17 protein-coding genes and 1 pseudogene are annotated in these 21,752 nt (G+C 37.6%); 10 read left to right on the top strand and 8 right to left on the bottom strand.

Annotation, left to right across the window (positions count from 1 at the left end; translation table 11 throughout):
• Positions 1-2: 2 nt before the first annotated feature.
• Positions 3-626, bottom strand: a complete 624-nt coding sequence (locus B806_RS0107180) for a LysE family translocator (RefSeq protein ID WP_017385803.1) — start codon at positions 624-626, stop codon at positions 3-5.
• Between the two features lie 165 nt (positions 627-791).
• On the opposite strand from B806_RS0107180, the gene xerA reads away from it, so the two are divergent.
• The 4 genes from xerA (at position 792) to gyrA (ending at position 6,921) form a co-directional block, all read left to right on the top strand.
• Positions 792-1,679: a site-specific tyrosine recombinase/integron integrase gene (gene xerA, locus B806_RS0107175; protein WP_078221489.1), complete on the top strand. Its 888-nt coding sequence runs from the start codon at positions 792-794 to the stop codon at positions 1,677-1,679.
• Between the two features lie 461 nt (positions 1,680-2,140).
• Entirely contained in the window at positions 2,141-2,890 is a 750-nt protein-coding gene (locus B806_RS0107170; RefSeq protein WP_002118903.1) for an electron transfer flavoprotein subunit beta/FixA family protein, read from the top strand.
• Between the two features lie 17 nt (positions 2,891-2,907).
• Complete coding sequence (locus tag B806_RS0107165; RefSeq protein ID WP_002118921.1) at positions 2,908-3,840, top strand: FAD-binding protein; 933 nt, start codon at positions 2,908-2,910, stop codon at positions 3,838-3,840.
• A 366-nt stretch (positions 3,841-4,206) separates the two neighbouring features.
• On the top strand, positions 4,207-6,921 hold the full coding sequence (gyrA, locus tag B806_RS0107160) for a DNA gyrase subunit A (RefSeq protein WP_017385805.1): 2,715 nt from the start codon (positions 4,207-4,209) through the stop codon (positions 6,919-6,921).
• 44 nt (positions 6,922-6,965) lie between these two features.
• Here gyrA and B806_RS0107155 read toward each other — a convergent pair whose 3' ends face one another.
• The 4 genes from B806_RS0107155 to B806_RS0107140 are packed head-to-tail and all read right to left on the bottom strand — an operon-like array spanning position 6,966 to position 11,815.
• Positions 6,966-8,063, bottom strand: coding sequence for an ABC transporter permease (locus B806_RS0107155; protein WP_017402796.1), 1,098 nt, complete (start codon positions 8,061-8,063; stop codon positions 6,966-6,968).
• On the bottom strand, positions 8,060-9,190 hold the full coding sequence (locus B806_RS0107150; protein WP_193786207.1) for an ABC transporter permease: 1,131 nt from the start codon (positions 9,188-9,190) through the stop codon (positions 8,060-8,062). The genes B806_RS0107155 and B806_RS0107150 overlap by 4 nt, the downstream gene beginning before the upstream one ends.
• 3 nt (positions 9,191-9,193) lie before the next feature.
• Positions 9,194-10,315: an efflux RND transporter periplasmic adaptor subunit gene (locus tag B806_RS0107145; protein ID WP_017385808.1), complete on the bottom strand. Its 1,122-nt coding sequence runs from the start codon at positions 10,313-10,315 to the stop codon at positions 9,194-9,196.
• Positions 10,316-10,327: 12 nt separating this feature from the next.
• Positions 10,328-11,815, bottom strand: a complete 1,488-nt coding sequence (locus B806_RS0107140; protein WP_017385809.1) for a TolC family protein — start codon at positions 11,813-11,815, stop codon at positions 10,328-10,330.
• Positions 11,816-12,200: 385 nt separating this feature from the next.
• Between B806_RS0107140 and serC the strand changes: the two genes are divergently transcribed.
• Positions 12,201-13,280: a 3-phosphoserine/phosphohydroxythreonine transaminase gene (gene serC, locus B806_RS0107135; RefSeq protein WP_017385810.1), complete on the top strand. Its 1,080-nt coding sequence runs from the start codon at positions 12,201-12,203 to the stop codon at positions 13,278-13,280.
• A 238-nt stretch (positions 13,281-13,518) separates the two neighbouring features.
• Here the strand turns inward: serC and B806_RS0107130 are convergent, their stop codons facing one another.
• Positions 13,519-14,460, bottom strand: a complete 942-nt coding sequence (locus tag B806_RS0107130; protein WP_002118998.1) for a hypothetical protein — start codon at positions 14,458-14,460, stop codon at positions 13,519-13,521.
• 246 nt (positions 14,461-14,706) lie between these two features.
• Here B806_RS0107130 and B806_RS0107125 point away from each other — a divergent pair, with 246 nt between their 5' ends.
• Together B806_RS0107125 and B806_RS0107120 are read left to right on the top strand one after the other, a co-directional pair.
• Positions 14,707-15,195 (top strand): YaiI/YqxD family protein, encoded by a 489-nt coding sequence (locus tag B806_RS0107125; RefSeq protein WP_078210287.1) that lies wholly within the window; start codon positions 14,707-14,709, stop codon positions 15,193-15,195.
• Between the two features lie 7 nt (positions 15,196-15,202).
• Complete coding sequence (locus B806_RS0107120) at positions 15,203-16,111, top strand: EamA family transporter (RefSeq protein WP_002118971.1); 909 nt, start codon at positions 15,203-15,205, stop codon at positions 16,109-16,111.
• 29 nt (positions 16,112-16,140) lie between these two features.
• Here B806_RS0107120 and B806_RS20045 read toward each other — a convergent pair.
• Positions 16,141-16,248 (bottom strand): annotated as a pseudogene (locus B806_RS20045) (PilZ domain-containing protein); the annotation flags it as partial.
• Between the two features lie 122 nt (positions 16,249-16,370).
• Here B806_RS20045 and B806_RS0107115 point away from each other — a divergent pair.
• The 3 genes from B806_RS0107115 (at position 16,371) to B806_RS0107105 (ending at position 20,801) form a co-directional block, all read left to right on the top strand.
• On the top strand, positions 16,371-17,606 hold the full coding sequence (locus tag B806_RS0107115; protein ID WP_031944528.1) for a lipoprotein-releasing ABC transporter permease subunit: 1,236 nt from the start codon (positions 16,371-16,373) through the stop codon (positions 17,604-17,606).
• A complete protein-coding gene (gene lolD / locus B806_RS0107110) occupies positions 17,599-18,285 on the top strand; it encodes a lipoprotein-releasing ABC transporter ATP-binding protein LolD (protein ID WP_002118798.1) in 687 nt (228 codons plus the stop codon). Before B806_RS0107115 ends, lolD begins: the two co-directional genes overlap by 8 nt.
• Positions 18,286-18,368: 83 nt before the next feature.
• On the top strand, positions 18,369-20,801 hold the full coding sequence (locus B806_RS0107105; RefSeq protein WP_017402795.1) for a DNA internalization-related competence protein ComEC/Rec2: 2,433 nt from the start codon (positions 18,369-18,371) through the stop codon (positions 20,799-20,801).
• On the opposite strand, the gene B806_RS0107100 is transcribed toward B806_RS0107105, so the two are convergent.
• Positions 20,754-21,737: a lysophospholipid acyltransferase family protein gene (locus B806_RS0107100; RefSeq protein ID WP_079381031.1), complete on the bottom strand. Its 984-nt coding sequence runs from the start codon at positions 21,735-21,737 to the stop codon at positions 20,754-20,756. The genes B806_RS0107105 and B806_RS0107100 overlap by 48 nt on opposite strands.
• Positions 21,738-21,752: the final 15 nt, after the last annotated feature.

Below are 21,752 nucleotides of genomic sequence, written 5' to 3'. Positions count from 1 at the left end.
ATTTATCTTTTACTCAAAGCCAATTTCAAAGCAAACAACACAAAAATACTGCCAGTAATTCGGTCCATATATTTCACAAATTTAGGTTGCTTAAGATAACGTGACAGTGGTTGCATAGCCAAAATTAATAAAGTTGACCATAACATTCCAATCACCACATGAATCATTACCAGTCCCATCACCCAAGTAACTGCCGATGCTTGTGGTGGAATAAACTGTGGAAGAAATGAAATATAAAAAATACCAACTTTGGGATTAAGTAAATTACCCAAAAAACCCTTAATAAACCAATTTTGTGAAGGAGAGGTATTTGAACTATTCTCTTGCATATCTGCAAGCTGGGTACGTGGTTTTAAAATCATATTTAAACCTAACCATGCTAGATAAGCTGCTCCCATCCATTTTAGAATATTAAAAGCGAGATCAGATGCCATGAGCAAGGCACCTAGACCACAGGCAACCACAATTCCCCATACAATACAGCCAAGACAAATACCTACTGCTGCTTGAAACGCTTTCGATTTACCTTCAAGTGTTGCTGTACGAATAATTAAAGTCGTATCTAAACCAGGGGTCAGTGTAAGTAAGGTAATCGCAATTAAATAAGGAATGAGTATGGTGGTCATGGCAGCAAGGTCCAATGAATACTTGGTTTAAATTGTAATATATAAATTAGATCAGCATTAGGTTGTGCGGTATCAAATTTTCATGATCACATAGTTTTTGGTACACTCAAAAAAATGAGTAAATAAATGGAGAGCAATTTGGATTTTGCATTACAACTGCTCTCAATGTGGTTAAAAGAAAGAAAAATACAGAATCAATCTGAGCACACGATTACTGCTTATGAACGAGATGTTAAAAGCTTTCTTGAGTTCTGCGAGCACAAACAACTAGATTTGAGAAATATTGAAGCTTCAGATTTAAGAGAGTATTTAGCGCAGCGTGTCGAACAGGACCAGTTAAGTTCAAGTAGTATGCAACGCCATCTCACCTCAATTCGTCAATTTATGAAGTGGGCTGAACAAGGTAAATATCTAGAAATTAATCCTACCGACGATTTTAAGTTAAAACGCCAACCTAGACCTTTGCCAGGTATGATCGACATAGAAACGGTTAATCAAATTTTAGATCAACCTATGCCGGAAAAACCAATTGATCAGCAATTGTGGTTACGTGATAAAGCCATGCTTGAGTTACTTTACTCAAGTGGTTTACGTTTGGCTGAATTACAGGGTTTAACAGTTAAGGATGTAGATTTTAATCGCCAACTTGTTCGTATTACAGGTAAAGGAAATAAAACCCGTATAGTACCATTTGGGAAAAAAGCAAAAGAAAGCCTATTGAATTGGTTGAAAGTTTATAGAATTTGGAAAGGACATTTCGATCAAAACGATTCTGTCTTTATTTCCTTGCGAGGAGGAGCGCTCACTCCAAGGCAAATTGAAAAACGTGTGAAGCTTCAAGCACAACGAGCAGGTGTAAATGTCGATTTACATCCGCATTTACTCAGACATTGTTTTGCTAGCCATATGCTATCGAGTAGCGGTGATTTGCGTTCAGTACAAGAAATGCTAGGCCATAGTAATTTATCTACGACACAAATTTATACGCATATTGATTTCGATCATTTGGCACAAGTGTATGATCAAGCTCATCCAAGGGCACATAAAAACTAAAATTTAAAAATAAACTCAATAAATAGATAATTAAATTGAGAAGTTTTAGGTGAATGTAGAGATCATTTGTATTTTTTTACAAATTTGTTTAAGAGAAATAGTCAAAACAGCCAAATTGACAATTTTGATCTTTGAGTATTTTGTGGACGACTGGGTCTAAAAAACGTCGGATTTATGGTTTTTAAAAGTAATCTTATGTTTCTAGCTAATATGCTAAATAAGATAAAAAGATAATAAAAATCAATGTATAAAATAGAGTTTAAAAAGAATAAAATAGGCCCTCATAGCAGTCTAAAATTTTTTTATGAACTGATGATTTCATTTTTTTTGTGCTGTTCCAGAAAATTGTGACTTGACCGAAATGCCAAACACATTGCAAGATAGGGTACCTAAAAAATTTTAATTGAAGAGTTAATATACTTTTCTCAACATTTACTTTTGCTAGAACAGCCGAGGATTACATGAAGGCTCTTGTTGCTGTAAAACGCGTGGTTGATGCCAACGTTAAAGTTCGTGTTAAGCCGGACAATAGTGGGGTTGACCTTACCAACGTAAAAATGTCAATTAACCCATTTTGTGAAATCGCAGTGGAAGAAGCGGTTCGCTTAAAAGAAAAAGGAACAGTATCAGAAATCGTTGTTGTTTCTGTAGGTCCTAAAGAAGCTCAAGAACAAATCCGTTCTGCAATGGCTCTAGGCGCAGACCGTGGTATTTTGGTTGAAACTACTGATGAAATTGGCGCTTTAGAAGTTGCTAAAATTTTAAAAGGTGTTGTTGAAGCTGAAAAACCAGAACTTATCCTTCTTGGTAAACAAGCAATTGATGATGACTCTAACCAAGTAGGTCAAATGCTTGGTGCATTATTAGGTGCTGGTCAAGGTACATTCGCTTCTGAAGTGAAAGTTGATGGCGGTAAAGTACAAGTGACTCGTGAAGTTGACGGTGGTTTACAAACTGTTGAACTTACACTTCCTGCAATCATCACGACTGACTTGCGTTTGAACGAGCCACGTTATGCAGCATTGCCTAACATCATGAAAGCTCGTAAGAAGCCACTTGATACAAAATCTCCTGCGGATTATGGCGTTACAGCTGGTACTAAGCTTAAAACTGTTAAAGTTGAAGCTCCAGCAGAACGTAAAGCTGGCGTACAAGTGAAATCTGTAGATGAGCTTGTTGAAAAATTGAAAAATGAAGCGAAAGTGATCTAATACGGAAGGATAAAATCATGAGTATTTTAGTTATCGCTGACCACAACAACCAAGTACTTAACGGTGCTACTTTAAACGTTGTTGCTGCAGCACAAAAAATCGGTGGTGATATTACTGTATTAGTTGCTGGTTCTGGTGCTCAAGCAGTTGCTGATGCTGCTGCTAAAGTTGCTGGTGTAAGCAAAGTTTTACTTGCTGACAACGCTGCTTATGCAAACCAATTAGCTGAAAACGTAGCTGGCTTAGTTGCTGACTTGGCTAAAGGTTACAAATACGTTTTAGCTGCTTCTACAACGACTGGTAAGAACATTCTTCCACGTGTTGCTGCTCTTCTTGATGTAAGCATGATCACAGATATTATTTCTGTTGAATCTGCGAACACATTCAAGCGTCCTATCTACGCTGGTAACGCGATTGCAACTGTTCAATCTGACGAAGCAATCATTGTTGGTACCGTTCGTGGTACAGCATTTGATCCAGTTGCTGCAGAAGGCGGTTCAGCTGCTGTTGAAACAGTTGGTGAAGTAAAAGATGCGGGTATTTCTCACTTCGTATCTGAAGAAATCGTTAAGCTTGATCGTCCAGAATTAACTGCGGCTCGCATCGTAGTTTCTGGTGGTCGTGGTGTAGGTTCTGGTGAGAACTACCATAAAGTACTTGATCCATTAGCTGACAAGCTCGGTGCAGCACAAGGTGCTTCACGTGCAGCAGTTGATGCGGGCTTTGTACCTAACGATTTCCAAGTTGGTCAAACTGGTAAAATCGTTGCGCCTGAGCTTTATGTTGCTGTAGGTATTTCTGGTGCGATCCAGCATTTAGCTGGTATGAAAGATTCTAAAGTTATTGTTGCAATCAACAAAGACGAAGAAGCGCCAATCAACAGTGTGGCTGACTACTGGTTAGTTGGTGATTTGAACACTGTAGTACCAGAATTGGTATCTAAACTTTAATCTTTACTGATTAAAGCTAAAAAACCCTTAGTTTTTACTAGGGGTTTTTTTATTATGGATAGTGTCCTGAAATGTATAACTGAGACTTTTATCTCATTTGAGGTTTGATTTTTATAGAATAAAAATCACATAGTTTTACGAAGATGAGAAGATGCCTGTTATAGCGATATGATAAGAATAATATGCAATTAAATTATACAAATATCACCAGATTAGCAGTGTAGATTCCGCACATTACAAAGTGCTTTTATGCTATAGTATACAGCTATATTTTTTTCGATTTTAGTTCAGTTTCCGGAACTAAATTTTTTGCAAGATCAAGACATATAAGCAGATGGAACTTTCTATCTGTAAGAAGGAGTATGCATGAGCGTATCGGAAATCCGACCGATTGCCATTGAGGACGAACTCAAGCATTCATATTTAGATTACGCGATGAGTGTAATCGTATCTCGTGCATTGCCGGATGTGAGAGACGGTCTGAAACCTGTTCACCGTCGTGTGCTTTATGCCATGCACGAATTGGGCAATGACTATAACAAAGCCTACAAGAAATCTGCGCGTGTTGTTGGGGACGTAATCGGTAAATATCACCCTCATGGTGACTCAGCTGTTTATGAAACCATTGTACGTATGGCTCAGGACTTTAGCTTACGTTATTTATTGGTAGATGGTCAGGGTAACTTCGGTTCGATTGATGGTGATAGCGCAGCTGCGATGCGTTATACCGAAGTCCGTATGACCAAGCTTGCACACGAGCTTCTTGCAGATCTAGAAAAAGACACGGTTGACTGGGAAGATAACTACGACGGATCTGAGCGTATTCCTGAAGTACTTCCGACACGTGTTCCTAACTTGTTAATTAATGGTGCTGCTGGTATTGCCGTAGGTATGGCAACCAACATGGCACCGCATAACATGACAGAAGTTGTGAATGCGTGCTTAGCCTATGCTGACAATCCGAATATCTCGATTGAAGGATTGATGGAATACATTACGGGTCCTGACTTTCCTACAGGCGGTATCATTTACGGTAAATCAGGTATTGTTGATGCCTACCGTACAGGTAAAGGCCGCTTACATATTCGTGGTAAGTACCATTTCGAAGAAGATGAAAAGACAGGCCGTACAACGATTGTCTTTACTGAAATTCCATATCAAGTAAACAAAGCAAGAGTTATTGAACGTATTGCCGAGTTAGTGAAAGAGAAAAAACTTGAAGGTATTTCAGAACTTCGTGATGAGTCTGACAAAGAAGGTATGCGTATTGCAATTGACTTAAAGCGTGGTGAAAACGCTGAAGTCGTTGTAAATAACTTATTCTTAAATACCCAACTTGAAAACTCATTCAGCATCAACATGGTTTGTCTAGACAATGGACAACCAAAATTGATGAATCTGAAAGATATTATTGCGGCATTTATCCGTCACCGCCAAGAAGTTGTGACACGCCGTACCATGTTCGAACTGCGTAAAGCACGTGAACGTGGTCATATCTTAGAAGGCTTAACAGTTGCTTTAGCCAATATCGATGAAATTATCGAGACGATTAAAACTTCTGCTAACCCTGCTGAAGCGCGTGAGCGTTTACTTGCAGGTGAGTGGGCAGGTGGTGGTGTTGTTTCATTACTTGAAAAAGCTGGCGCAATTTCTGTTCGTCCAGATGAAATTGAAGGTGAAGATCCAAATCGTCCATTTGGTCTAACCGATTCAATTTACCGTTTATCACCAACACAAGTAGGCGCAATTTTAGAATTACGTTTACATCGTTTAACTGGTCTTGAACAAGACAAATTACATGCAGAATATACTGAGATCTTAGGTCAAATCGCTGAACTTACTGCGATTTTGAATGATTTCAATTTATTGATGGCTGTAATTCGCGAAGAGTTGGCACTAGTACTACAACAGTATGGTGATGGACGTCGCACTGAAATTATTGAATCACGTATTGATTTTAGCCGTGAAGATTTAATTCCTGAAGAGCAAGTTGTATTAACGGTTTCACAAACAGGTTATGCAAAAACTCAACCACTTTCAGATTATCAGGCTCAGCGCCGTGGTGGACGTGGTAAGTCTGCAACTTCAATGAAAGATGATGACTTTATTCAACATCTCATTGTAGCTTCAAACCATGCGACTGTGCTGTGCTTTACCAACGTAGGTAAAGTATATCGCCTTCGTGTGTTTGAAGTGCCTCAAGCATCACGTGGTGCAAAAGGCCGTCCGATCGTGAACCTGTTACCTTTAGATGCGAATGAAACAGTAACAGCTATCTTGCCGTTGACTGAGTTCCCAGAAAACCATTACGTATTTATGGCGACAGCATCAGGTACGGTTAAACGTGTTGATTTAGAGCAATTCGCTAATATCCGTTCAAATGGTTTACGCGCAATTGAACTCAATGAAGAAGATACCTTAATTGGTGTTGCGATTACTGATGGTAATCAGCAAATCATGTTGTTCTCGAACGAAGGTAAGGCAATCCGTTTTGCTGAGACTGACGTACGTGCAATGGGTCGTACTGCGAAAGGTGTTCGTGGTATGCGCGTGAGCTTTGCAAGCAGTACTTTAAGTGAAGAAGATGCAGATGTTGAAAATGATGAATCAGATGACAATGACGATTCAGCAGATTCAAATTTAGTAAGCCGTATCGTATCGCTTGTAGTTGTACCTGAAACAGGTGAAGTACTATGTGCAAGTGCCAACGGTTATGGTAAGCGTACTCCAGTAAATGACTTCCCGACTAAGAAACGTGGCGGTAAGGGTGTCATTGCGATTAAGACAAGCGAACGTAATGGTGAGCTTGTTGGTGCAGTGTCTATTGATGAAACCAAAGAATTGTTACTTATTTCTGATGGCGGTACATTAGTTCGTACCCGTGCAGCAGAAGTTGCAATGACTGGTCGTAATGCACAAGGTGTACGTCTAATTCGCTTAAGCGAAGAAGAAACTCTAGTAGGCGTTGTGTCTATTGAAGCTGTCGAAGATGAAGAAGAGTTTCTCGAAGGCGAAGTAGATACTACCGAGACTGATAACGAAGAAGCTGTATCAAATAATGAAGATGCTTCTGAAGAGTAAGTAAAACTTAAATAAAAAAGGAAGCATAAGCTTCCTTTTTTATTTTATGAAGAAGATTTTTTAACAAGCCGATAATAAGATAAACTCACCAATATTAATCCAAGGGTCCCAAGAAATATCAGTTTTGGTACAACCGTGGCTAATGGAACGCCCATCTGGTTAAGTTGCACAAACATTTGTACCGCATGTGTTGAGGGTAAACACCACGCAAACCATTGTAACCATTCAGGCATTGCTTGATGAGGCCAAGCAGCTCCAGTTAGTAAGAATAAAGGTACAGAGCTAAACACAATAATATGTCCGGCACGTTCCGGCATATCCAAAAGCGAACCGATCAACATGCCTAGTCCAATAATACAACTAATAAAAATTGGAACGGCAATGAGGAGACCTATAAAATTTCCACCGTGTGGATAGTCATTGAACCACAGCGTAAAACCAAAAAGATAAAAACTACTTAAACAACCAATGGTAAATATACTTGCGAAAATTCCAGCGAAGCGAACAGTTGTAATTTTTTCATTTTGTTTACAGTAACTTGCAATTAGCATTGCCAAACCGAGCACAATCGTTTGATGGATAATTAAAGAGGCAACAGCCGGAAAAATATAACTTCCATAGCCTGAAAGCGGGTTAAATAATGGCACTTGATGAATAGAAAGCGCTGGCTGGAAATGCGTGCGTTGTCCGAATTTTTCAATATATTCTTTTAATGTAGCTTCTATCGAGGTTGCTAAACCTAAACCAATTTCTTTAGTTTTTAAAAAGTTGGTTGTGCTTAAGTATAAGCCGATTCCACCTGTTTCTCCTCTGCGTAAGCTTTGGGTTAAGTTATTTGGTAAAAGTAAAATACCATCGGCTTTTTGCTCACGGACCATTTGTTCAGCTTGTAAAAAATTGCTGGTAACGGTAACGATATGAACATGGGGGCTATTTGCACTTTGGCCAATCAATTGAGAAGTTAAGAGGCTTTGCTCTTCATCAACAATCACAATAGGAATAGATTCTGCCCGCTCAGCTTTATAGGCGGTAGGGTAAAAAAAACTATAAAGAATGACCGATAAAATCAGAGTTGTGAAAACTGAACTGTTTCCTACAATATCTTTAAAAGTTTGCAAATATGCCTTTAAAAATTCTTTCATTGCACTGTCCCCCGAATTAATTTTTTAAGCAGTAGAGAACTTAAAAAGAAATAAATAAGGCAGTAGCCAATGAGTATTAAAAAAGGAATCATTGAAATGAAAACTGGACTTCCAATCACCCATTGTTCAGTTTGCAGCTTGGCATAAGGGGTATAGGGAATAATAAGTGACCAAAACTTAGTGAAAATCGGTGCATTATTTAAAGGCAGGGTAACGCCTGCGAAACTTAAAGATGACCCACCATAGACAGCGATAAAGCCAAAAGTTTTGCTTAAATTTTTGGTTGCAAGAATGACGGTGCTACTAATCAAAGCGTAAGCAAAATAAAGTAAAAACTGTGCGCATAGCAATAAACTAAGAGAACCTGCTACGAACCAGCCACGGATTTCGACTAGCCAAAACATCCATACCCATGTCCATGCACAAAATATAAGGCTATAAAGCAGATTTTTAGCCAGTAAGCCTTGAATAAAACTTTCTCGGTTTACCCATGCTGTTAATGTGCCACGTTTAAGCTCTTGTCCAATAGCAAAGGCAACACAGCAACACAGCAATAAGTGCAATACAGCAGGAACCATGAAAGGTTCTAAATAAAACTCATAACTCATACTTGGATTATAAAGCGTTGAAATTTTGACATGAGCTGTAGGAACATCTAAATAGGGAATACTATTTACAAGATAACTTTGACCAGCATAGTCTGCTAAAGCATTGAGGGTACTGACCAACATTGCGGAAGAAATGGTATTTCCGACACTAAAAAAAGACTGGTTAAATGCAATGCTGATTTGAGCATCTTGTGCTTTAACGAAGCGTTTTTCAGCACCGTCTGGAATAAAAACGTAACCCCATATTTTAGTTTCGTTAAGTAATTGTTCAGCTTCAGTTGAGCTTGCCGTAATCGTTTTAATATTTACCGTATGATTCAACGAAAGATATTTTTCAATATTACGGCTGAGTTCACTTTGGTCCTGATCAATAATCGCAATTGGTAAATGTTCAGCTTTACCTGCATAAAACATGCTGCTAAACAAAAAAATGATAAAAGCAGGGATGAGTGTCACCATACACAAATCCCATTTATTGCTTTTTAGATAGTTTAGTTCCCGTAATATACTGGCAAACATGCTTTATTTTTCTTCTTTAATTTTAAATAGAACACTCATACCAACCTTTAAATCTTTGACAGGACTTTCAGGCACCAGATGCAATTTAAAGCTACGTATATCATAGCCCCCAGTTTGGCGAGTCGTTTTAATAGTGGCAAATTCACCTTCAGCATCAATATTCTTAATTTTAAAATTCACATCCTGATTAAGAGCAGGTATGAATCCTTCAAGGGTTTTACTTTTATAAACAGAAGCGTATTGGTTTTCACCCACGTTTAAACTTACCCATAAATCATCATCTTCTAAAATGCTGACAACAGGCACGCCCATAGCGACTAATTCAGAAGGTTTACCATAAGTTTTTGAAACCGTACCTGAAATAGGTGAGAGTAAACGTGTCTCTGCTTCCAGTGCTTTTGCTTCGCTTACCGCTGCTTTTGCAATTTCAACCTGTGCATCTGCTGTAGATTTCTGTTGGCTGGTACTGCCGCGTTTAGCACGAGCATATTGTTGATAAGAGGCCTCACTTAATTCTTGAGCAGAGGTCTGTGCAGCAAGCATTTCATCTCGTCTTTGACGTGAAATGACACCTTGTCTATATAAATTTTCACCGCGTTGGTAAGTAGTTTTGGCAAGGTTTGCTTGTGCTTTTGTGCTTTGCCAGTTGGCATAGAGAGTATCGATATTTTCTTGTTGCGAACCGCGGTCTACCGTAGATTGAAATGCTAAAGCCGATTGTAAGGTAGCCAAAGCTTGTTGCTTTTTAGCTTCTATTTCTGGACTAACCAAACGAACAAGGGGTTGGCCTTTGGAAATTTTCTGGCCTTCTTGTACATAAATTTCTTCAATACGACTCGGGACTTTTGTACTTACGTGAATAGTTTCAGCTTCAACACGGCCTTGTAGTTCAATAGGTTTCGGTTGATAGCTTTTCCACAAACCAAAAATAATTAAACCTAATAAGGCAATGATGATCAGGCCAATAATCAGTTTAATTTTAGAGTTTTTAGGTGGTTTTGGATCATCTTTATTTGTACTTGATTCTTGATGGTCACTAACTTGATCATCTTTATGAACTTGGTTGGTTTCTGCCGTATCCGCAACAGGAGAATCTTGTTCTGAATGAGCTGAGTCTTGATTCATTTTATACTCCCATTAACGAATATAGTCGGTATGTGGTTGATTAACGTAAGCTTTAAACTGGTCAATTGAGCCGTGACTTTGCAGTAAAGTTGCGAGTGACATGACATATTTATAAGCATTTAAAGCCATTTCAGTTTTTAACGCACTTAATGCATTTTGTGCATCAATCACTTGGGTTGCTGTACCCATTCCTTCGCGGAAAGAAAGTTCTTGAATACGTAGGTTTTCTTGAGCAGCATTTACGTTTCTTTGTAAAAGCTGATGACTTTGTTGAGCAGAGTTAAGCTCGTTATATGATTTATTCAAAAGTGCTTCAATCTCTTGTTTAGTTCGTTCAGTCATGAGCTCTGAAGCGTAGCGCTTCAATTCTGCAGCGTGAATATTCTTATTTTTATCTACCCCAGAAAATAGGTTGTATTTTGCCATTACACCGACAATCCAGTTTTCATTTTCATCAAGCGCATATTCACCAAATGCAAATAGACTTGGTTTTTTTGCTGCTTGTTGAGCTTGAATATTTACGTTAGCCAGTTGAGTATCCATTTGCATTTTTTGTACAAGGCTAGATTTTTGTGAATAACTGGTTAAAAGTGATTCTAGAGACTGGCTTGGAGTGTTATTTACAAATAAAGGTGTACTTAAATCTACATTATTTTGTTGATGTAAAAGGTTATTAAGGCTAAAGCGGCTGGCGTTTAAGTTAGCTTGAGTATTTTGTAAAGTACGTTCTGCATTATTACGAGCGACTTCAAACTGCATGCGTTGCCCTTTACTAATAAATCCTTGTTGTTCCAGCTTTAGGGCATTGCTGTAATGTTTTTGCATCGCATTAAAGTTAAATAAGCTACTTGCGACCAGTTGCTGCTGTAATTGCACATTAAAGTAACTTTGTACTACTTCAAATCGCTGTATATCTTGTTGTTGTTGGCTTGAAAGTTCAGAGCGCTGTGCTTGTATATTTGCTATTTTTTTAGCGCTGCTGGTTAAGCCGCCTGTATAGAGTGGCATTACGACTGAAATGGAAGGGCGTACGACCTGATCTTCTATGGTCAGATTCGCATAATCGGGAAAGCGATTTATACCATCATGTATGGTTTGGTTTGCGCCTTCTTGAACTTGTCCCAGCACATCTGATGGAATGACATTGTTCCACTGTGAAAGTTTGTCATTTAGTCCTTGGCTTAAATCATTTTCAAGTTTTTGTTTAAAAGCCCCAAGAGGTACATCTGTTTCACTATGAAAAGCGTAGGCTCTGACATTCAAATCAACTCTAGGTAATCCCAGGCCCTTTACTGCTTCAGCTTCTAATTGAGATGCTTGCTGTAATACTTGGTTGGCTTGAGTACTGTATGAACTTTTTAAAGCTTGTTGTTCTGCTTCAGCATAACTTAAGCTTCCGGCATATAAATGATTAGTGAAAAAAAAGCCTAAAGCCAAAGCAAGATGTTTTGGTTTAAATGAAAAGGGAAAAATAGAATGTCTATATCGATGTGTTGGCATTTTAAATAACAATTTTTGGCATCCCTTATAGTTTAAATTTCTTGTTATTAAATTCAATTATCATCTTGTTTATTATACATTTGTATAAAAACATAGTGGTTTTTAGCTCCTTTAATTATTGAATTTACTAAGCCAATATTTTTGTAATAGCTATCAAGGTATGTGAAATGATAATCACAAGTCAAGTTGATCTTTTTGCTTAAAAATTTTTTTAAATGATGAAACTGGTTATTAAAACTAAAGAAATAACTGCCACAATAATTGAAAAAATAAACCTAAATACAGTCCAGCATTGAAATATTTACTTGAGAAGCTGCTGCAAGCTTAAGCAATCTGTGGTTAAATGCCATTTTTATTGTGTTTGACTTTATACAAGGGAAAAATCATGCGCGCGTACAATTTCTGTGCTGGTCCTGCTGCATTACCTACTGCCGTTTTAGAAAAAGCTCAACAAGAATTGTTGGATTGGCAGGGTAAAGGTCTATCCATCATGGAAATGAGTCACCGTAGTGCTGACTATGTTGCTGTGGCTGAAAAAGCTGAAGCAGATTTACGCAAGTTAATGAACATTCCAGAAAACTATAAAGTACTGTTTTTACAAGGCGGTGCGTCATTACAATTTTCTGCTATTCCTTTAAACCTTTTAGGTAAGAACAGTAAAGCCGATTATATTCACACCGGCATCTGGTCTGAAAAAGCGTTAAAAGAAGCAAAACGTTATGGCGATATTAATGTTGTAGAAGCTGGCATTAAAGTAGATGGCAAGTTCGCAATTTCTGAACAAAGCGAATGGAATTTATCTGACAATGCAGCATACGTACATTATGCGGATAATGAAACGATTGGCGGCTTACAGTTCGCAGGAATTCCTGATGTAAAAGCGCCACTTGTTTGTGACTATTCATCAAGTATTTTATCTGCTCCATTAGATGTGACCAAGTTTGGTTTAATCTATGCTGGCGCACAGAAAAATATTGGTCCTGCTGGTTTAACAATTGTCATTATTCGTGATGACTTACTTGATCAGGCTAAACCAGAAATTCCAAGTATTTTAAAATATGGTGACCAAGCGAAAAATGGTTCTATGGTAAACACACCATCGACTTACGCTTGGTACTTGTCTGGTTTGGTATTTGAATGGTTGCTAGAGCAGGGTGGGGTAGAGGCTATTCATAAAGTGAACCTTGAAAAAGCTCAGTTGTTATATGGTTATATCGACTCAAGCGATTTCTACAATAACCCGATCGCAATTCCAAACCGTTCAATTATGAATGTACCGTTTACCTTGGCAGATGAAGCTTTAGAAAAGCAATTCTTAAAAGAAGCGGAAGCTAACCACTTGTTGAATTTAGCTGGTCATCGTTCTGTCGGAGGTATGCGTGCAAGTATTTATAATGCCGTACCATTAGAAGGCGTACAGGCTTTAATCAACTTTATGGATGATTTTGCAAAGCGTAATGGTTAAGCAAATCAAATAAATAAAGCCCTCAAATGAGGGCTTTATTTATTGAATAAGTTATAAATTAAAAAGGCACTAAACCAAACTGGTGCATGAATATGGCAGCTAAGAACATACCCAAGACAAAAAAGCAAAACGCACCAGTATCGACCTTTACGCGCAGGCTACTGGATTGAATGAGGCTGGTAGTTTGTTCGGGTATAATCTTCATTCAATAACCTAATTATTAAAATATTAGTGAAATTCAATTAGTTTCACCCTTTTTAGCACAAATAGTCGCCTGAATCCAGATATTACCGCGAATATATTCGCCAATATTAAAGTTTTTATACAAATCGTTTTTGGTCGCAATGCGCACTAATATGGCAGGAAGATCATCTTCTAAAACCAAAGTGACATCATAAAGGGTATATTCTGCCCCCATAAATGTCATAGAAGTTTTACCAACAATATTACCTTGGAACCATGCTTCATCTTCTTGACCAAGATTTTCGCCATATAAATAAGCGACCATTTTAGAAAAATCAACGGTTACAGGTTCTTGATCTTCTGGAGTTTTTGGTTGCCATTCATTAATGAGTTCCTGTAAGTTTTCAGGAGCAACACCATTATGTTCAGTTAAAATTGCATTTAATGCACGGTGATGTTTAATCGAAGCTGGGTCATCAACAATAATTTTTTCGCCTGCTGGAACAGGTTCTAATTCATAAGCCCATGCATTAAATTGGACTTGATAGTTTTGATTTTTGTCATATTGACAGTAGTTAACACTAAATAAATTATCAAATGCATAAACAGTTGTATTTTTATTTAGTCTTAAACTTAACACGGCTTGTGTTGCAGAGTCACAAGTAATGATGCGTTCAATTTTTGCATTATATTGGTACGGACTTTCAAAACTTGGGAAGGCTGTTTTAAGCGCGCGAGGTTTTTGATTTTCAACAGCAATAATTTGATTGATGGTAACTTTTTGGTCTTGTGGACCTTGAATGAGCCAAAAAGATTGGTCCATGTCTTCTTCATGTTCACACAAACCCATTGGCATTACAGGTGCATCAAGTGCCAGTCCTAACCATTTTGGTACATCTGTTTCGGGATGGGACGTCAATAGATTCCAATGTTCTCCATGACTACCAAAATTTTGGTCATTTACTTTAATAACTTCTGGACTGTTTTGATTTTTCATAAGCACGATGCTGTTGGGTTCACATTACTTGTTATATTAAATCGAGGGTGTTTGCTATTTTTCAAGTCACCATATGTAAATTCTCTTGTAAAAGCGCGTATTTAGTCATTTAAAAAGAAGCGCCGTTTCTATTTATAAGTTAAAAGTACGTTTAACTTAAAAAAACTTTAAATGTTGAAATTAAAAATCAGTTTAATCGTTATTTTTACTCACCTTAGAAAAGCATCTGTTAGACTAATATTTTTAGTGGAAATAGAGAATAACGTGCTGCCATTTAAGCTATGGGTAGATGCAGACGCCTTACCGAAAATTTTACGTGAAGTGATTTTACGTGCTTCAGATCGTTATCAATTAGAAGTCATTTTTGTTGCTAATCAGAATGTTGGGATTACGCCTTCAGTACGAATTAAATCAATACAAGTTTTAAGTGGTGCCGACCAAGCAGATAAAGAAATAGTTGATCGTATGGTTGAAAATGACATTGTCATTACGCAGGATATTCCACTGGCAGCTCAGGTGATCGAGAAAGGTGGAGTTGCTATTCATCCCCGTGGTGAAGTCTATACAACGGCGAATGTTAAAGCGCGTTTACATCTACGTGATTTCATGGATACGCTCCGTGGTGCAGGTGTGCAAACTGGTGGACCGCCTCCTATTTCCGAACGAGATAAACGTGAATTTTCAAGTTCATTAGATCAAACGATTTTAAAGCAAAAACGTAAAACAGCTAAGTGAGCATCGCATGCCATCGCAAACCAATTTGGCTCTAACCTATGCCTTGTTAGTGTTTATCTGGGCAACAACTCCGTTGGCAATTGTCTGGAGTGTGTCTGATCTACATCTGATGTGGGCATTGTTATTACGCTTTTTTATTGCATTGCCTTTGGCTGTCATCATATTACTAATTTTGAGAACACCTTTTCCGACGCATCGACAAGCAGTTCATAGCTACATTGCTGGATCTTTTAGCTTAATTGGTTCTCAAATTTTCACTTATGCCGCAACCCAATATTTAAGTTCAGGCATGATTGCGCTTATGTTTGGCTTAGCACCGATTATGGCGGGGCTTATTGGTCGGTTTGCTTTTGGCCAACAACTTTATAAGCTGCAATGGTTGGGTATGGCAATTGCGGTCTGTGGGTTAGCTATTATTTGTCTGAGCGGTGCGAATCAGCATGTACACCCGTTTGGTATTGTTCTTATGCTGATCAGTGTATTTGTTTATTCTTTTTCAATTTTTTGGGTTAAGAAAGTTAATGCACAGATCCAGCCGATGGCTCAGGCAACAGGCTCTATTTTAGTGTCTTCTATTTTTGCTAGTTGTTTTATTCCATTTATTTGGCAATATGCACCAACACATTTGCCAGAAGCCAAATCACTATTTGCCCTAATTTATACGGTACTTATGGCTTCACTCGTTGCCATGTTCTGTTATTTCAAACTTATACAAAATATTCAGGCAACGACTTTATCTTTAACGACAGTTATTACCCCTATGTTAGCGATGATGATTGGGGCTGCTTTAAATCATGAACAACTTTCAATTATGGTTTTTGTAGGTGCTTTCATTATCTTGTCTGGACTCTTTTTATATTTCTATAAAGACATTCAGGCAAACCGGAACTTTGCTCAACATATGAAGTCTAAATAGGAGAAGATTTGGGTAATTTGTTGAGCTTATTCATTAAATTGTTCTAATTCGTAGCGAAATGCACGATCAAATTGATCTCCCAACTTAACTAGTAGAAAATAGCGCAGCAATATAATATTAGGATTGTTAAGGATAAGTCAGAACTTACTGATTTTTAAACCTTAATACAGCATCTAACGGTATGGCCAAATAGTAGATGTGGGTGCAATTTGCCATCAACATCTTATATTTTCCATCAATGACCTTGGATTTAGAAGGTATGTTTAAACCAATCTCACTGTATATAGGGTTGAGATATACTCGCGCAAGACGCAGTAATCATTTTATTTCTTTTATTGCATTGGTTTCGATGGTCGGTTTGACACTAGGTGTCGCTGTGCTGATTACAGTACTTTCTGTCATGAACGGTTTCGATCGCGAATTGAAAAACCGTGTGTTAGGAATGGTGCCGCAAGCAACAGTTTCATCTACACAAATCCTCACGGATTGGCCTGAACTCGTGAAGCGAGTTGAACATCATCCACATGTAACAGGGGTTGCACCTTTTACGCAATTGCAAGGTATGTTAACTGCGCAAGGGCAAGTCGCTGGTATTATGGTGACGGGTATTGACCCAAAATATGAAAAGAATGTCTCTATTATTCAAAATCATATTGTTGCCGGGAGTTTAGATTCACTTAAAAAAGGTGAATTTGGTATTGTACTTGGTAAAGATATGGCTGATTCATTGGGCTTACGTCTAAATGATAGTGTGACATTGGTTTTACCAGAAGCAACGCCATCTCCAGCAGGTGTTGTACCTCGTTTCAAGCGTTTTAAAGTGGTTGGCATTTTTAGTGTAGGCGCTGAAGTCGACTCTATGGTGGGTTATATCGCCCTATACGATGCTTCAACCTTATTACGCTTACCAGATGGTGCCCAAGGTGTCCGTTTAAAACTAGATGATATTTTTGCAGCGCCGCAAGTTGCTGACGACTTAGTAAAAAGTTTACCAAGCAATTTCTACGCGACGAACTGGACCTATACGCATGGTAATTTATTTAATGCCATTCAAATGGAAAAAACTCTAGTCGGTTTATTGCTTGTCCTTATTATTGTGGTTGCAGCATTTAATATTGTTTCATCATTGGTCATGGTGGTGACTGATAAAAAATCTGATATCGCAATTTTGCGTACATTAGGCGCTTCGCCATCGATGATCACTAAAATATTTATGGTTCAAGGTACCGTGATTGGGGTGATTGGTACAGTTGCAGGTACGATTTTAGGTGTAATTTTAGCTTTAACCATTAGTGATATCATTTCATGGTTTAACAATGTGTTGGGCTTAAATCTATTTGATGCTTACTTTGTACATTACCTTCCTTCTTATTTAAGATGGCAAGATGTGACGATTATAGTGATTGTTTCTTTACTTTTAAGCTTCTTGGCGACTATTTATCCGGCACTTCGTGCTGCCAAAGTTCAACCTGCCGAGGCACTGCGCTATGAGTAAAATTGTTTTAGAAGCGAAAGAAATATATAAACATTTTGATGACGGAAAATCTAAAGTTGAAGTCATTAAAGGTCTTTCTTTACAAGTTGAAGCAGGGCAGTTTGTTTCGATTGTCGGTGCGAGTGGTTCAGGTAAAAGTACTTTGCTTCATGTACTAGGTGGTTTAGAGCAGCCAACTCAAGGGCAAGTATTTTTAAATGGTCAACGTTTTGATAATTTAGGTGAAGCTGAACGTGGTTTTCAGCGCAACCAATACCTCGGTTTTGTTTATCAATTTCACCATTTATTACCTGAGTTTTCTGCGCTTGAAAATGTCGCGATGCCTTTAATGCTTCGTGCAGATAGCCAATTTAAATCGGTAAAAGCGCAAGCTGAATATTTACTTGATCGAGTTGGGTTGTCTCATCGTATGGATCATAAGCCAGGGGAGCTTTCGGGTGGTGAGCGCCAACGTGTGGCTTTAGCGCGTGCTTTAGTCACTAAACCTGCGGTTGTTCTGGCTGATGAACCTACAGGTAATTTAGACCGTAAAACAGCTCTAGGTATTTTTGAATTACTGACCGATCTTAAGAAAGAACTCAACATGGCAATGTTAATTGTGACCCATGATGAGCATTTAGCTCAGGCTGCTGATTCTATTTTGCACATGCAAGATGGACTCTGGGTGAGTGGTTCTTAAAAAATTGTCATTAAATCACATTGTTAAAGCCCACTTAGTTGGGCTTTAATTTTGCCCCTAGAAAGATAATGATATGACTTTGCATGTTAAAACTTATTTTAATGGGGTGGATTGGGGGTATTGCATTTATGGGGATAGATATCCCTTTAATAATGCAATATGGGTGGTTAGATAAAGTCTTGCTTGTTATGGGCTTTATTTTTTATATTTTTAAGAGAAATTTATTCTTAAATCGCCCCAGATTAAAAACCATTTACTGTTTAGTCTGCGCTATTAGTTTTTTTACTATAGGACATCAATATGCTCAGTATGCCTTAAATGAAAGATTAGAACTGCGACAAATGCAGCCTAAATCTTTAGATATTATTGTGTATGTCGACCGTATAAGTGAAGAAAAAGAAGATAAGACACAGCAACCCGTTCAGGTATTAGGGCAGTCCTTACATCCCGTCAATTGGCTATTATATTTAAAAAATCAAAAAGTAAACTCAGCCATAGATGAGCCAAAATTAAAATTAGGTCATTATTATCGAATTTCTGGCAAAACCAAACCTGCTCATAGTTACGCAGTGGCTGGTGTTTTTGACCAAGAACAGTGGTTCATTCAACGAAATATAATGTCTGGTTTTAGTGTTCAGCATATTGAGCCTTTAAGCTCTGATGAAATTTATCAGTTGGGTTATCAACATCATTTAAAAGAGCAACAAAAATTCTTTAACAGACAAAAGTTAAATGTAGAAAAGTTGCGCCTAACATTTAGATTAATGTTAAAACAATCTCCTTTGCAAAATAAAGGTCTGTTATTAGCTTTGTTAACAGGGGACGAAAGTCTCTTAAATGATGAGATTAAAAATCAATTTAAGGAATTAGGAATCTCTCATCTGTTAGCCATTTCAGGGCCTCATGTACTCATTTTTGCTATCATGTTGTCTTGGATATTACATCAATTAATAAGACGTTATTATCCGCAGCTTTATTTGCATCAACCTAAACAAATTTGGACCATGATTCCATTATGTTTCGGTGTTTTAATTTATACGGCATTTGTTGGTTTTGAAATTCCCGCCTTAAGAACTTTACTCTCAGTATTTTTATTTGCTTTTTTGGTATTGATTAAAGTGGCTGTTAAACCATTTTCACTCTTGGTTTATAGTGCAAGTCTACTTTTACTTTTCGATCCCTTCAGTGTTTTATCCGCAGGTTTTTGGCTATCTTATGGTTCTTGCTTTATTTTATTACGGATTTATCAAACTATAGAGCAGGCTCCAAATGTTGTTTCAACTAGTCTGTTATCTAGAATCATTCTTTTCAGTAAAATTTTAATTGAATCTCAAGGCAAAATATTTATTGCCTTGTGTCCCTTAATGCTGATTTTCTTTCAACAGATTTCATGGGTTGCTCCTTTTACAAATATTATTGCAGTTCCTTTACTCGGAGGAGTGATTGTTCCTTTAAATATTTTTGCAGCTTGTGTATGGCTTATTTTTAAATCATTCGGAAATTTACTTTTTCAAATTAATGACGTCCTGATTAGTATAGTACTGTCATGTTTTAATCTTTTAGAAAAGTTATCTCTACCATTACAAGGTTTTAGCCTCACACCACTTGATTTAGTGTGCCTTAGCTTCGTTATTATTATCTTATTTTTACCGCGTGGGGTTTTACCCAAATCTTGGGGGCTAATATGCTGTTTACCCTTGATCATTCCAGATAAGTCGTCCCAGCAAATTCAATTAAATATTATAGATGTAGGACAGGGGCAATCTATATTCTTGCAGCACACGCAGCAGACATGGCTCATCGATACGGGTGGGTCTTATGATGAGAAAGCTTTTAGTATTGGTCAAAATGTGGTGATTCCATATTTACGTCAAAAGGGAATTAAACAACTGGATCACGTCGTACTGTCTCATCTTGATCAAGATCATAGCGGAGCATTTCCTTCAATCGCTCAGGCTTTTCCTATTAAACAAGTCATACCAAATGAATTATGGGCAGAGCAAATTAAAGAACCATTTACCTATTGTCATCAAGGTCAAAAATGGCAATATCCACAATTAGATATTGAAATTCTTTGGCCTAAAGAAAAAGATTTAAACTTAGTTTCTTCAAATCAAAATCAATATTCTTGTGTGGTTTATATTCATTTAAAACAGATAAATGGCTATCAAAATTATTTAATTATGGGCGATGCAGGGTGGGAAGCAGAATATCAACTCATGAAAGAATATCCTGATTTAAAGGTAGATGTTTTGGTATTAGGACATCATGGGAGTAAGCATAGTTCAGCTTACGACTTTTTAGCGACTCTAAAACCAAAGCTTGTTATTGCTTCAGCTGGCTTCAATAATCGTTATGGTCATCCAAGCAAAGAGGTTTTAGCGAGAGTACAAGCACTTAATCTTGCGTTTAAAAGCACAGTTGAACAAGGAACATTAAGCTTTGTATCTCGCAATCAAGAGATGGTTTTATATACTCGACGTTTCGAGCGTACTTGGCTTCACAGGAGTTTGTGAAGCTTCTGCTTTAAGTCTATCTACAATTTGAAGTGCTTCATTCGGATCAATATTGTAAATATTATCTAAAGCGGGATTTGCTTTAAAACGTTTATAACTCCAGTGATAGTGTTCTGGATAATGTTGGATCAGTTGTTCAATGGCTTGATGAATAACAAAGGTTCCGTCATCCGCACTACCTTCGTAAATCTTCTCATTCATAGGCTCAATATGCATTGTAAAACCGTCGTGTTCATTACGAATCGCGTAAAGAAATAATGCTTTGGCTTTTGTTTTTTGGATGAGCTTGGCACTTAAATTACTTGATGCAAGTGGTACACCAAAATAATTGATCATATCCCCACCAACATTAGGTGTATGGTCGGGTAATATTACAGTGGTGTCGCCTTGTTTGAGTGCTTTAAAAATTTGTCGAACACCAGTTTCATCGGTAGGTACCAAGTTGGCTTGTTCACGACTACGTGCTTCTCGAACAAAACGGTCTGCATCTTCATTTTTTACAGGCTTGTATAAAATAGTCATGGAAGTGAACTGGGCACACCAAGCATTCATGATTTCCCACGTACCAAAATGTGGAACAATCAATACCACACCTTTTTTTGCTGCCAGTGCTTCATGAAAGTAATGTTCACCTTCAATATAGTGAATTCTTGAAATATTCTTACTATTTGATGAGCCCCAAATACTTAAAAACTCGAAGTATGAGGTTAACTCATTACGAATAGCTTGTTGTGTAATATCTATTCGTTGCTGTGGTGTTAAGTGGGGAAGAGCAATTTGTAAGTTAAGTTCTATACTTTTTGATGTTCTAGTAATTTTTAAAGTATTGACTAACCCTGCCAACATACGGGCAATAAAACGTCCAAATTGAATGGGTTGACGGCTAAAAGTTTTGAGTAAGTAATAATTCATGCTTTTTACATCTAGTTTGGTCATCTATCGCGGTAAAAA

Source organism: Acinetobacter sp. TG2027 (genome assembly GCF_000302435.1).
Lineage (GTDB): Bacteria > Pseudomonadota > Gammaproteobacteria > Pseudomonadales > Moraxellaceae > Acinetobacter > Acinetobacter pittii.
The sequence above is the reverse complement of the archived record's forward strand: the minus strand, read 5'-3'. Positions and strand labels throughout refer to the sequence as shown.

Coding starts and splice junctions, on each gene's coding strand:
- B806_RS0107180 (WP_017385803.1), bottom strand. CDS start 626: ATGACCACCATACTCATTCCTTATTTAATTGCGATTACCTTACTTACA.
- xerA (WP_078221489.1), top strand. CDS start 792: ATGTGGTTAAAAGAAAGAAAAATACAGAATCAATCTGAGCACACGATT.
- B806_RS0107170 (WP_002118903.1), top strand. CDS start 2,141: ATGAAGGCTCTTGTTGCTGTAAAACGCGTGGTTGATGCCAACGTTAAA.
- B806_RS0107165 (WP_002118921.1), top strand. CDS start 2,908: ATGAGTATTTTAGTTATCGCTGACCACAACAACCAAGTACTTAACGGT.
- gyrA (WP_017385805.1), top strand. CDS start 4,207: ATGAGCGTATCGGAAATCCGACCGATTGCCATTGAGGACGAACTCAAG.
- B806_RS0107155 (WP_017402796.1), bottom strand. CDS start 8,063: ATGAAAGAATTTTTAAAGGCATATTTGCAAACTTTTAAAGATATTGTA.
- B806_RS0107150 (WP_193786207.1), bottom strand. CDS start 9,190: ATGTTTGCCAGTATATTACGGGAACTAAACTATCTAAAAAGCAATAAA.
- B806_RS0107145 (WP_017385808.1), bottom strand. CDS start 10,315: ATGAATCAAGACTCAGCTCATTCAGAACAAGATTCTCCTGTTGCGGAT.
- B806_RS0107140 (WP_017385809.1), bottom strand. CDS start 11,815: ATGCCAACACATCGATATAGACATTCTATTTTTCCCTTTTCATTTAAA.
- serC (WP_017385810.1), top strand. CDS start 12,201: ATGCGCGCGTACAATTTCTGTGCTGGTCCTGCTGCATTACCTACTGCC.
- B806_RS0107130 (WP_002118998.1), bottom strand. CDS start 14,460: ATGAAAAATCAAAACAGTCCAGAAGTTATTAAAGTAAATGACCAAAAT.
- B806_RS0107120 (WP_002118971.1), top strand. CDS start 15,203: ATGCCATCGCAAACCAATTTGGCTCTAACCTATGCCTTGTTAGTGTTT.
- B806_RS0107115 (WP_031944528.1), top strand. CDS start 16,371: ATGTTTAAACCAATCTCACTGTATATAGGGTTGAGATATACTCGCGCA.
- lolD (WP_002118798.1), top strand. CDS start 17,599: ATGAGTAAAATTGTTTTAGAAGCGAAAGAAATATATAAACATTTTGAT.
- B806_RS0107105 (WP_017402795.1), top strand. CDS start 18,369: ATGTTAAAACTTATTTTAATGGGGTGGATTGGGGGTATTGCATTTATG.
- B806_RS0107100 (WP_079381031.1), bottom strand. CDS start 21,737: ATGACCAAACTAGATGTAAAAAGCATGAATTATTACTTACTCAAAACT.